This is a genomic window from Pantoea sp. SGAir0215 (assembly GCF_043543215.1).
The window spans coordinates 288273-301118 of sequence record NZ_CP028031.1 but is presented as its reverse complement, the minus strand read 5'-3'; the positions used below and the strand labels follow the sequence as shown (position 1 = coordinate 301118).

The 12846-nt window shown below is 55.6% G+C and carries 10 protein-coding genes; 5 read left to right on the top strand and 5 right to left on the bottom strand.

All coding sequences use genetic code 11. The features are described from left to right. Positions 1–5: 5 nt before the first annotated feature. The 3 genes from C1N64_RS01590 to malQ all read left to right on the top strand — a co-directional run bounded on the left by C1N64_RS01590 (position 6) and on the right by malQ (position 5404). Positions 6–764: a DeoR/GlpR family transcriptional regulator gene (locus C1N64_RS01590; RefSeq protein WP_006121023.1), complete on the top strand. Its 759-nt coding sequence runs from the start codon at positions 6–8 to the stop codon at positions 762–764. A gap of 152 nt (positions 765–916) precedes the next feature. Next, positions 917–3322, top strand: coding sequence for a maltodextrin phosphorylase (gene malP, locus C1N64_RS01585; RefSeq protein WP_033741607.1), 2406 nt, complete (start codon positions 917–919; stop codon positions 3320–3322). A gap of 9 nt (positions 3323–3331) precedes the next feature. Continuing rightward, a complete protein-coding gene (gene malQ, locus C1N64_RS01580; protein ID WP_367143578.1) occupies positions 3332–5404 on the top strand; it encodes a 4-alpha-glucanotransferase in 2073 nt (690 codons plus the stop codon). Positions 5405–5441: 37 nt separating this feature from the next. Here malQ and nfuA read toward each other — a convergent pair whose 3' ends face one another. Further along, complete coding sequence (gene nfuA, locus C1N64_RS01575) at positions 5442–6017, bottom strand: Fe-S biogenesis protein NfuA (protein WP_033741605.1); 576 nt, start codon at positions 6015–6017, stop codon at positions 5442–5444. Positions 6018–6075: 58 nt separating this feature from the next. Next, complete coding sequence (gntX, locus tag C1N64_RS01570) at positions 6076–6756, bottom strand: DNA utilization protein GntX (RefSeq protein WP_033741603.1); 681 nt, start codon at positions 6754–6756, stop codon at positions 6076–6078. A 38-nt stretch (positions 6757–6794) separates the two neighbouring features. Between gntX and bioH the strand changes: the two genes are divergently transcribed. Both bioH and C1N64_RS01560 read left to right on the top strand, forming a co-directional pair. Then, positions 6795–7571, top strand: coding sequence for a pimeloyl-ACP methyl ester esterase BioH (gene bioH, locus C1N64_RS01565; RefSeq protein ID WP_367143579.1), 777 nt, complete (start codon positions 6795–6797; stop codon positions 7569–7571). Between the two features lie 169 nt (positions 7572–7740). After that, positions 7741–8010, top strand: coding sequence for a YdgH/BhsA/McbA-like domain containing protein (locus tag C1N64_RS01560; protein WP_033741618.1), 270 nt, complete (start codon positions 7741–7743; stop codon positions 8008–8010). On the opposite strand, the gene C1N64_RS01555 is transcribed toward C1N64_RS01560, so the two are convergent. The 3 genes from C1N64_RS01555 to greB form a co-directional block, all read right to left on the bottom strand. Continuing rightward, positions 8011–9696: a sugar phosphorylase gene (locus C1N64_RS01555; protein ID WP_367143580.1), complete on the bottom strand. Its 1686-nt coding sequence runs from the start codon at positions 9694–9696 to the stop codon at positions 8011–8013. A 224-nt stretch (positions 9697–9920) separates the two neighbouring features. After that, positions 9921–12245 (bottom strand): Tex family protein, encoded by a 2325-nt coding sequence (locus C1N64_RS01550; RefSeq protein WP_367143581.1) that lies wholly within the window; start codon positions 12243–12245, stop codon positions 9921–9923. 99 nt (positions 12246–12344) lie between these two features. Then, a complete protein-coding gene (gene greB, locus C1N64_RS01545; RefSeq protein ID WP_033741594.1) occupies positions 12345–12821 on the bottom strand; it encodes a transcription elongation factor GreB in 477 nt (158 codons plus the stop codon). Between the last annotated feature and the right edge of the window lie 25 nt (positions 12822–12846).

Here is a 12846-nt window from a genome sequence, read left to right as displayed (position 1 = left end):
GGAATGTGAAGCAGACGCAACGTCATGACGCCATTATTGATCTGGTTCGGCGTCAGGGATATGTCAGTACTGAGGAGCTGGTCGACCATTTTGAAGTCAGCCCACAAACGATTCGTCGTGATTTAAACGACCTTGCCGATCAAAATAAAATTCAACGGCACCACGGTGGGGCGGCTTTGCCCTCCAGCTCGGAGAACACCGCCTGGCAGGACCGTAAAATGATGTGGTCGGCCGAAAAAGCGCGCATTGCCCAGCGCGTTGCCAGCCAGATTCCCGACGGCGCAACGCTGTTTATTGATATCGGCACTACGCCGGAAGCGGTGGCGCATGCGCTGCTGGGCCACAGCGATCTGCGCGTGGTGACGAACAACCTGAACGTAGCCATGCTGTTGATGGGCAAACCGGACTTCAGAGTCATTATTGCGGGTGGCGAAGTACGTACCCGTGACGGCGCGGTCATGGGCGAAGCGACGCTGGACTTTATTTCACAGTTTCGCCTTGATTACGGCATCCTCGGGATTAGCGGCATTGATATGGACGGATCACTGCTGGAGTTCGACTACCACGAGGTGCGCACCAAGCGCGCCATCATCGAGAACTCACGCTGTGTCATGCTGGTTGTGGATCACTCGAAATTTGGGCGTAATGCCATGGTCAACCTGGGCAATATGAGCCAGCTTGATTATCTTTATACCGATAAAATGCCGCCCGCCAGCGTCATGAAGGTGATTGAACAGCACGACGTTCACCTCGAACTTTGCTAATTCCTGCCCGCCAGTGAGTAAACTGGCGTTTTTTACCTCAGTCTGTCGCTTTTTCCCGCACTCACGTATTTAATTAAAACGGTCGCTGGCCATGTTGCCGGCCCATGCGCATGCCATGTTTACCTTACCCATATGGATACAAAGGGAGTGATATGCCACAGCAGAAATTCAATAAATCCCGCTTTCAGGCTGCATTAACCCGCCAATGGCAACATCTTGGCTACACCTCCGCCAGGCAAATGACGCCGCATCAGTGGTGGCAGGCACTCAGTGCCGCAGTGAATGATGTGATCAGTGTGCAGCCCACCGCCCGATCCCTCTCGCCACAACGTCATGTGAACTATCTGTCGATGGAATTTCTGCTGGGACGTCTTACGGGCAATAACCTGCTTAATCTGGGCTGGTTTGATGAGGTAAAAGCCCTGCTGGCTGAACATCAGGTTGAGCTGAGCGAACTGCTGGAAGAAGAAGTCGATCCAGCCTTAGGTAACGGCGGCCTGGGAAGGCTGGCGGCCTGTTACATGGACGCCATGGCGACGGCAGGCCAGCCTGCAACCGGACATGGGCTTAATTATCAATATGGTCTGTTCCGCCAGCGTTTCGCAGAGGGCAAACAGGTTGAAGAACCGGATGACTGGGAGCGCGACACCTATCCCTGGTTTCGCCATAACGCAGCGCTGGATGTGCGTGTCGGGCTGGGTGGAAAAGTGATCAAGCGCGATGAAGGTCGCCTGGAATGGGTACCTGCCCTTTATCTTCGCGGGGAAGCCTGGGATCTGCCGATCACGGGATACCGTAACGGGGTGACGCTGCCGTTACGGCTGTGGAAAGCCACCAGCGAACATCCTTTTGACCTGACGCTGTTTAACGATGGTAAGTTTTTACAGGCTGAACAGCAGGGGATTGATGCCGCCAGCCTGACCAAAGTGCTTTATCCCAACGATAATCACCCACAGGGAAAACGCCTGCGCCTGATGCAGCAATATTTTCAGTGTGCCTGCGCAGTGGCGGATATTTTGCGACGTCATCATCAGGCAGGGCGCAGTATCCATGCCCTGCCAGATCATGAAGTGATCCAGCTAAACGATACGCATCCCACTATCGCTATACCGGAAATGCTGCGTGTATTACTGGATGCGCATCAGCTGAGTTGGGATGAGGCCTGGCATATCACCAGCCGCGTGTTTGCCTATACCAATCACACCTTAATGCCTGAAGCGCTGGAACGCTGGGATGAAAAGCTGATGCGCAGTGTGCTGCCGCGTCATATGGTCATTATCAAAGAGATCAATCGCCGCCTGAAACAGCAGGTTAAACAGCGCTGGCCAGGTGATAAAGCGATATGGAAGAAGCTGGCAGTGGTGGCCGATGGTCAGGTGCGCATGGCAAACCTGTGCGTGGTGAGCGGTTTTGCAGTGAATGGCGTGGCGGCCCTGCATTCCGGCCTGGTCGTGACCGATCTTTTCCCCGAGTACCATCAGCTTTGGCCGCAAAAATTCCACAATGTCACGAACGGCATCACGCCGCGCCGCTGGATTAAGCAGTGTAATCCCGCCCTGTCGAGCCTGATTGACGATACGCTTCAATGCGAATGGGTCAGTAATCTGACGGCCTTACAGGGGCTGGAGCCCTGTGCGGATGATCCTGCCTTCCGTGAGCGCTTCCGTGCGGTTAAGCGCCATAACAAAGCGCGTCTGGCTACCTACATTGCGCAGCGCACCGGCATCCTTGTTAATCCAGAAGCGATCTTTGATGTGCAGATCAAGCGACTGCATGAGTATAAGCGTCAGCATTTAGGCCTGTTGCATATTCTGCACTGCTATAAACGCGTTCGCGATAATCCCGATGATGCCAGCATGATTCCCCGCGTGTTTCTCTTTGGTGCCAAAGCCGCACCGGGTTATTACCTGGCAAAAAACATTATCTATGCCATCAACAAGGTGGCAGACGTGGTGAATAACGACCCGCTTGTTGGCGACAAACTCAAAGTCGTCTTTATGCCGGATTACCGCATTACGGCAGCCGAATACCTGATCCCTGCTGCCGATCTGTCGGAGCAGATCTCCACAGCGGGCTACGAAGCCTCAGGCACAGGCAACATGAAGCTGGCATTAAATGGCGCACTCACTATTGGCACGCTGGATGGCGCGAATGTAGAAATCGCCGAACAGGTCGGCGAAGAGAACATCTTTATTTTCGGCCATACCGTGGATGAGGTTAAGGCGCTTAAAGCGGCAGGTTACAAGCCGCAAAAGATCCGCAAGCATAACAAAGAGCTGGATGAATTACTGACGTCTCTGAAAAAAGGGAAGTTCAGTAATGGCGATAAGCATGCATTCGACCTAATGTTGGAGAGTCTGACAAAAAATGGCGATCCCTGGCTGGTGCTGGCGGATTATCAGGCTTACGTCGATGCGCAAAAACGCGTTGAGGCGTTATGGCGCGATCAGGAAGCTTGGACGCGCGCCGCCATTCTCAATACGGCACGAGCCGGGTTTTTTAGTTCGGATCGTTCGATTCGGGACTACCAACAGCGCATCTGGCAGGCGCAACGCTAAGGAATTGCGATGACATCCACTTCACTTGATAAAGCCGCACTGGCGGCAGGAATAGCGCTGACGTACTTCAATGCGAACGGTGAACCGGAGGCGATCAGCGATGAGACAAAGCGTGCCTTGCTCGCCGTGATGGAAAACCCGCAGAAAGCCAGCAAATCACCGCTGCCGCCTGTTGTGGTCTTCAGCGGTAATCGCCAACGTGTGCTGGCGCCACAGATTGACGGTCGCATAAGCTGGCAGTTGCAGACAGAGAAAGGCAAAACTTTTAGCGGAACACTCGAAGGTGGTGCGCCCTTTACGCTGCCTTCTCCTCTGGGGCAGGGTTATCACCAGCTTACCTTGAGCAAGGGTAAACGTACGTGGCAGACGAGAGTGATCGTCGCGCCGCGCCGCTGTTATCTGCCCCCGGCCTTGCGTGCCGGAGAGAAACGCTGGGGCGCGCTGGTTCAGCTTTATACCGTGCGTTCAGCGAAAAACTGGGGCATTGGTGATTTTGGCGATCTGGAATATTTGCTGGAGCAGCTTGCCGCGCGCGGTGGTGATTTTGTCGGCCTGAATCCCCTGCACGCGCTCTATCCGGCCAGCCCCGCTTTTGCCAGCCCTTACAGTCCGTCGTCCCGTCGCTGGTTAAACATCATCTATATTGATGTGGCACAGGTAGAGGATTTCCAGCAGAGCCGCGCGGCGCAAAAGTGGTGGAAAAGCGCGAAAACCCAAAAAGCACTCAGCAAGGCCCGGGAAAGTGAGTGGGTGGATTACGATGCAGTGATGGCGCTGAAGCTGACGGCGTTGCGCCATAGCTGGACTCAGTTCCAGGCCCGGCGTGCGGAAGATGAGCAGAAACAACGCTTTGCCGAATTTATCCAGCAAGGGGGCGACAGTTTGCGCTATCAGGCCGTTTATGACGGTCTGCAGGCAGACATGCAGCGTGAAGGCTCCGCGCTGACAGGCTGGCCTGCCTGGTCCGAAAGCTGGCGTGACTGCCGCTCCGCGGAGGTGCAGAACTGGTGCGAACAGCACGGCGAGGAGATTGCTTTCTGGCAGTGGTTGCAGTGGCTGGCGCAGCAGCAGTTTTCGCAGTGCTGGGCGCGCAGTCAGGCGCTGGGTATGAGTGTCGGCCTGTACCGCGATCTGGCTGTCGGCGTAGCAGAAGGCAGCGCTGAAACCTGGCACGATCCAGAGCTCTACCGGCTGAAAGCGTCCATCGGCGCGCCGCCCGATCGGCTTGGTCCGCTGGGCCAAAACTGGGGGCTGCCGCCGATGGATCCCCATGTTCTGCAGGACAGAGGTTATCAACCCTTTATCGACATCCTGCGTGCGAATATGCGTGACTGCGGCGCGCTACGTATCGACCACGTAATGGCGCTTCTGCGCCTCTGGTGGGTACCGGCGGGTGAAACGGCGGATAAAGGGGCATATGTGGCTTATCCGGTTCACGATCTGTTAGGTATTCTGGCGCTGGAAAGCCACCGACAGGGCTGTATGGTGATCGGCGAGGATTTAGGTACCGTGCCTGAAGAGATTGTCAGTCTGCTGCGCGACAGTGGCGTCTTTTCGTGGAAAGTGTTGTGGTTTGAACAGGGCAGGCAGGGCCAGTATCGCGCGCCCCGGGCCTATCCACGGCAGTCAATCGCCAGCGCCAGCACGCACGATCTGCCCACATTGACAGGGTTCTGGAGTGGCGGCGATTTGCAGCTTGGCGAGGAGCTTGGGCTTTATCCCGATAAAAAAACTGTCCTCAACCTGCAGCAGCAGCGACTGAAGCAAAAGCAGGCGCTGCTCGATGCGCTACATAAAGCGGGCGCGGTGCCGGCACGGAGCGCAAAACAGGCTGCGTCGCTCGCGATGACGCCCGGTCTGAATCAGTCTGTGCACCGTTTTCTGGCGGATACCAACAGTGCACTGCTTGGGTTGCAGCCTGAGGACTGGCTGGGCATGACCACGCCGGTTAACGTGCCGGGCACCGTCGATCAATATCCCAACTGGCGTCGCAAGCTGGTGCAGCCACTGGAAAGCATCTTTGCCGATGATGACGTCAATAAGCTACTGAAAACCGTGACTAAACGGCGAAAGGCGGGATAACGGGAACGCGCGACAGCCGGGCTGTCGCGCGTGAACATCAGTAGAACGAGTGCTCGCCACGCTGGTGCTCAGTAATATCGCGCACGCCTTTCAACTGCGGGAAGGCTGCCAGCAACTCTTTCTCAATGCCATCCTTCAGGGTAACGTCGATCATCGAACAGCCGTTACAGCCGCCACCAAACTGCAGGATAGCAAAACCGTCGTCGGTGATTTCCATCAGCGAAACGCGTCCGCCGTGTCCGGCCAGCTGTGGGTTAATCTGCGCCTGTAACAGGTACTCAACGCGCTCAACCAGTGGCGCATCGTCAGAAACCTTGCGCATCTTAGCGTTAGGCGCCTTCAGCGTCAGCTGCGAGCCCAGGTTATCGGTGACGAAGTCAATTTCAGCGTCTTCCAGATAGGGCGCGCTCAGTTCATCAACATACGCGGACAGTTTTTCAAACTTAAGTTCAGTATCCGTGGCTTCAACCGCATCGGGTGGGCAGTATGACACGCCGCATTCGGCCGTTGGCGTACCCGGGTTAATCACGAATACGCGAATCTGGGTGCCATCTTCTTGTTTAGACAGCAGTTTTGAAAAATGCTCTTGGGCAGAATCAGTAATTCGGATCATGTCAGTTGCTCAATAGTTGACTAATTTAGTTGGTTATAATACGCCCATCATTCGGGCTCTACAAGGTACGGCACAGGCACCAGATGTGCACGCTGGCTGCGCCTCGCGCCCGGAGCAGCCGGCTGATTTCTTTGACCGTACTGCCGGTGGTGACCACATCATCGATCAGGGCGATATGGCGTCCGGTGACATCGGCTTCAAGATGAAACGCTCCTCGCAAGTTGCGACGACGCTGGCGGGCGCTTAAGTGATGCTGAACGGCACCTGCGCGCCGTCGGTATAACGCCGGACTGAATGCACAGCCCAGCCAGTGAGCCAGGGGTGCGGCCAGCAAGGCCGTTTGATTGTAGCCGCGCCACCAGCAGCGTCGTGAATGCAGCGGAACACACATCAGCAGATCGGGACGGCTCGTCCGTTTGCTACGGTACGCATTCAACCAGCTTAACAAAAGCAAACGCGCCAGCATCACCCTTAGTGCGGTTGTCCCGGAGAATTTTAACTGGTTTACCCATGTGCTGAGCGGGGGCTGCCAGGCGCTGACGCAGACTAACGTCTGCCAGGGCGGCGGGTGACGCAGGCAGCGCCCGCAGGTCAGGTTGCCAGAGGCGGCAGGCAGACCGCACACCGGGCATAACGGGGGCAGGCGGGGCAACTGGCGCAGACAGACACAGCAAATGCCGTGCCGGGCAAGACGTAGCGGCAACTGGCATAGCCAACACAGGGCGGGCATTGGTAGCATAGTGGCCTCCTTATTAATGAATGATGGAAGCATAACGGATGAGCTCACTTTACTGGCATACCTGCGGCGAAGGAGATAACGATCTTGTGCTGCTGCACGGTTGGGGACTGAATGCGGAAGTGTGGCAAAACATCGTGCCGCGACTCAGCACGCATTTCCGTCTGCACTTAGTGGATTTACCCGGTTATGGCCGCAGCCAGGGATTCCCGGCGATGTCGCTGGAAGCGATGGCACAGGTGCTTGAGCCGCATCTGCCCTCGCGCGCCACTGTACTGGGCTGGTCTCTGGGCGGGCTGGTTGCCACGCAGCTGGCGTTGAGCGTCCCCGAACGATTACGTGCCCTGATTACCGTCGCCTCGTCACCTTGCTTTACCGCCCGCGATGACTGGCCTGGGATTGCCCCTTTAACCTTACATAACTTTCAGCAGCAGCTGAGTCAGGACTTTCAGCGTACCGTTGAGCGTTTTCTGGCTCTGCAAACCATGGGCTCGGAAAGCGCCCGCGCCGATGCACGCCAGCTGAAAGACATTGTGCTGTCACAGCCGATGCCCGACGTAGCGGTGCTGAATGGTGGCCTGCAGATTCTGAGCGAATGCGATTTACGTGACTGGCTTGCCACGCTTTCACTGCCTTTTCTGCGCATCTATGGCGCGCTGGATGGTCTGGTGCCCCGTCGCATTGCGCAACAGCTTGACCAACAGTTACCGGCATCGCCTTCTGTTGTGACAGACAAAGCCGCACATGCGCCGTTTATTTCTCATCCTGACGCCTTCTGCCAGCATATTATTTCATTTATCAGCGGATTAGACAGTTAACCCAGACCGTAACTGGCAAATTTCTGTGTAGCGGCAATACTTGATGAGTGAGCAAGGCCGCTGCACTTCTATGCGATTAGTCAGGGAAATGACTATGCCGTTCGATATAGCCTTAAGCGATTTGCGGCTGCTTACATCTCAACAATGGATCATGAATGAGGGTAGACAAATGAAGGTTATGAAATGGGTAGTTGCATCAGTGATGATGGGCGCAGTGTCATTTTCTGCACTGGCGGCGAAAGAAGTCACCAAAGAAGAAGTGCAGAAGATGAATCTGACCAAAATTGGTACCGTAAACACCACGGCAGAAACCACCTCGCCAATGGATGCCAAGAAGAAGCTGTCAAAAGCAGCGGATGAGAAGGGCGGCAAGTACTTCCGGGTGATCGCGGGCCGTGAGCACGGTAAGTTCAGTGCAACTGCGGAAGTGTACAAGTAATTAGCGTAGCCACATGAATTGCCAGGCATCCAGCACCACAGGCTGGGTGCCATCCACCTTCTCACCTCTGATCACATCCTGAAAAAGGCGCGCTTCGGGTAACTGCGCTTTAACCTGTCTGCCACTGAGATTAAATACACACAGTAACGCATCGCCGCGGGCGGGCTCATCACGCTTCATTATTAACAGCGCATTGTCACTCTGAAAGAGCTGCATCGGATTATCAGGATGGAAAGCGGCCAGACGGCGACGCTGCTGAATCAGTTTACTCAAATGCGTATAAACCTGATGGCGTAAACCGTTCCTGTTTGCCAGCGCGTCTTCAATCTCCGGCATAGCATATTTTTGCCGGTTGATCGCCCGGTTATGGCCGGCTTCGCGTACGCCCTCATAATCGTTACGTGCACCCAGTATGCTCTGGATATAAATGGCGGGTACGCCCGGAAACGCCAGTAAGATAGCGTGCGCTAACATAAAGCGTTTGAGCCGCGTTTCATCGTCATCGCCTTCACGGTTGAGCGCGTCGAAATAGGTCACGTTGATTTCATAGGGGCTGGTTGTGCCATCAGGATTATTTTTGTACGAGATCAGCGCACCTTCCAGCGCCAGATCGCGCACCAGGGCGGTAATTTCCACTTCAGATAAAATACCGCGTGCCGGATTCAGGCCAATACCATCGTGCGATGCCAGGAAATTGAAAAAAGTGGTATTGCCATTGCCTGTCGTAAGGGTACTGGCCCATTGGCGTAACGCACGCGCCGAGCCGGTGTGGATGGCGTGCAGCACCAGCGGCGGCAGCGAGAACTGGTACACCATCTGGGCTTCATCATAACCCTTGCCGAAATAGCTGATGTTGTCTTTATGCGGCACATTGGTTTCAGTAATGATCACGGTGCCCGGTGCAACCTCGTCGGCGATGGCACGAAACAGTTTGACCAGCAGATGCGTTTTTTCGAGGTGAATGCACGTGGTGCCGGGTGTTTTCCACATATAGCCCACTGCATCCAGCCGTACGTAATCGGCTCCACGTTTAAGGTAGTCGAGCAGGACCTCAACCATGCGCAGCAGCACGTCAGGGCTGGCAAAGTTCAGGTCAATTTGATCGGCGCTGAAGGTGGTCCAGACAAAACGAATGTCACCCTTTGCCAGCGTGAACGGTGTGAGCAAGGGCGACGTCCGTGGCCGCGTTACCGCACTCAGATCGGTAGTGGGCGGCAGGCTTATAAAAAAATCATCCCAGCCCGGATCCTGTGCAAGATAATGCTTAAACCATGCGCTGTGCGCCGACATATGGTTACAGACAAAATCGAACATCAGTCGTGTTTCCTGATGCAGCAGGGCAATGTCATGCCAGTCGCCACATAACGGATTGACCTGATGGTAATCGATGACGGAAAAACCGTCGTCGGACGAATAAGGATAGAACGGCAGAAGGTGCACCAGTGAAAAGGTCGACTGCAAATGCTGCTGATAAAAGCGTGAGAAAGTGCGGAGCGTAGGCGTATTCGGTTCGCGAAACTGATCGGCATAGGTAATCAGTACGACATCCTGTTCGTCCCAGTGCGCTTTACGTGGCAATTTTGTGGTATCGCGAGCGTCTGCAATCAGGACGAGCAGGCGTTCACGTAAAGCCTGTGGAAAGGCATCGGCATAAATCGCATCGAGTAAAGCAGTGATTTTTTCCATTTTAAGGGGCTGCCACAGCGGGTGTCGTTATTATCACGGGCGTCTTTTTAGCGTAGCGTCAGGGTGAGGATTTTCAACTTAATCGCACGCGCAGCCAGCGAAAGGGCGCAACGGCTTGCTGGCAGGCAAAGCCTGGCGGAGGGCTAAGAACAGCGTAAAGGGGAAGAGAGGGTGAAGCGTCGCCTCCTTCCGCACCGGGAAAGAGGCGACGTAACCGCCGTTAACTAGCGCTTCTTACCGAAGGCCGCAGCCAGGGCATCACCCATGGCGCTGTTACCTGCTGGCTGACTGGTGGGACGCGCCCGGCCTTTGTTCGCTGCGGGACGTCTTTCCTCACGTGCCGTGCTGCTCTTACCACTGCGGGCATGGCCTTCACCCGGCTGCTCGTCAAGACGCATAGTAAGCGCGATACGTTTACGCTGCAGATCCACTTCCATGACTTTGACTTTGACGATGTCGCCCGCCTTCACGACCTGATGCGGATCGTCCACAAACTTATCGGACAGGGAAGAGATATGGACCAGCCCGTCCTGATGAACGCCAATATCCACGAAAGCACCGAAGTTAGTGACGTTAGTGACCGCACCTTCCAGCACCATGCCCGGCATCAGGTCGTTCAGGGTTTCCACGCCTTCCGCGAACTGCGCGGTTTTAAACTCAGGACGGGGATCGCGGCCGGGTTTTTCCAGCTCTTTCATGATGTCAGTCACGGTCGGCAAGCCGAAACGCGCATCGGTAAAGTCCACAGCGTTCAGATTCCGCAGGCTGGCCGGATTGCCCATCAAATCGGTCAGGGCCTGTTCCGTGGCCGCCAGAATGCGCTCGACGACCGGATAGGCTTCGGGGTGAACCGTAGACGCATCCAGCGGGTTATCGCCGTGATTGATACGCAGGAAGCCTGCGCATTGCTCAAAGGCTTTCGGCCCCAGGCGGCTCACCTTGAGTAACTGCTGACGATTCTGAAAACGCCCGTTTTCGTCACGCCAGCCGACGATATTTTGCGCCATCATGCGCGTCAGACCTGCTACGCGCGTCAGCAGCGGTACGGAAGCGGTGTTCAGATCAACGCCGACGGCATTCACGCAGTCTTCCACGACCGCATCCAGCTTTTTCGCCAGCTGACTCTGGCTGACGTCATGCTGATACTGGCCTACACCGATGGATTTCGGGTCGATTTTCACCAGCTCGGCAAGCGGATCCTGCAAGCGGCGGGCAATGGAAACCGCTCCGCGCAGGGAGACATCCAGATCCGGGAACTCCTGCGCCGCTAACTCTGACGCGGAGTAGACCGATGCGCCCGCTTCGCTGACGATCACTTTTTGCGCCGTGACCTGCGGGAACTGCTTTTGCAGATCAAGGAAGAAACGTTCGGTTTCACGTGAGGCGGTACCGTTTCCGATCGCCACCAGTTCGACCTGGTGCTTCACGCACAGCGCCGCCACGGCCGCCGCCGCTTTCGCGGCCTGGCCAGTATGGGGATAAACGGTATCGGTGGCGACCAGCTTGCCGGTGGCGTCAACGACGGCAACTTTCACGCCGGTACGCAGGCCCGGATCCAGGCCCATAGTGGCACGCATGCCCGCAGGTGCCGCCATCAACAGATCGTGCAGGTTGCGTGCAAAGACGTTGATAGCCTCATCTTCGGCCCGCTCGCGAACCGTGCCCATCAGCTCAGTTTCCAGATGTAGCATCACCTTGATGCGCCAGGTCCAGCTGACCACAGCCTTGCGCCAGCTGTCGGCGGGCGCGTTATTCAGTCTCAGGTTCAGGTGTTCGGCAATCAGGGTTTCGCCATGACTTTCGCGCGGTGGCTCATCAAATTGCGGATCGGCATTCAGCGACAGCTGCAGCACGCCTTCGTTACGTCCGCGCAGCATCGCCAGTGCACGGTGAGACGGTACGGTATGCAGCGGCTCATGGTGGTCGAAATAGTCGCGGAATTTCGCGCCCTCTTCCTCTTTACCTTCCACCACTTTCGATACCAGATGGGCATTCTTCCACAAATAGTGGCGTACTTTAGCCAGCAGCGCGGCATCTTCAGCAAAGCGCTCCATCAGGATATAGCGCGCGCCATCAAGGGCTGCGCGCACATCGGCGACACCGTTATCGGCATTCACATAACCTGCAGCCAGCTGCTCCGGATCGTGCGAGGGATCCTGCCACAATGTCTCGGCCAACGGCTCCAGACCGGCTTCGATGGCGATTTGCCCACGGGTGCGGCGTTTGGGTTTGTAGGGCAGGTAAAGATCTTCGAGTTCTGTTTTGCTGAGCGTTGTATTGATGGCCTGAGCCAGGTCGTCGGTGAGTTTTCCTTGTTCCTCAATGGATTTCAGGATGGCCTGCCTGCGTTCAGCGAGTTCACGCAGGTAGCCGAGGCGGGTTTCCAGCTGGCGGAGTTGCGTATCATCCAGACCGCCCGTCACCTCTTTACGATAACGTGCAATGAATGGCACGGTATTCCCTTCATCCAACAGGCGGACGGCGGCGTCAACTTGCTCGGGGCGCGCCTGGAGCTCACTTGCAATTAGCTGGCTAAGAACATTTATCATCGGACTATTATGCTTTCTGGGTTGAGAAATAGCCGATAGTTATACGGATTGATGGGCGAAAATGCCAGAGAATGGGCCTGCTTTCAGCGATATTCTGAATCAGGCTTCAATATAGCTAATTTCATTAACATACCAGGCGGCCGGCCCGGCTGGCGTCTCAACAATGGCCATATCACCGACCGCTTTTTTTAACAGCGCACGGGCCATCGGCGAGTCAATCGAGATGTAATCCTTACGGCCAAAAATTTCATCGTAGCCCACGATACGAAAGCGTTTCACTTCACCGTCGTCATTCTCGACTTCCACCCAGGCACCAAAAAATACTTTGCCATCCTGTTGGGGCGAATAATCCACAATACGCAGTTGCTCAAGACTTTTGCTGAGATAGCGGACGCGGCGGTCAATCTCGCGCAAACGCTTCTTATTGTACTGGTAATCGGCATTTTCACTCCGATCGCCCAGGCTGGCAGCCCAGGTCACTTTTTTGGTGACCTCGGGTCGCTCTTCCCGCCACAGATAATCAAGTTCAGCTTTTAAGGTGTTAAAACCTTCACGGGTAATCAGTCGCGTTCTCATGTACTGCAGCCGGTCAAATCAAAAG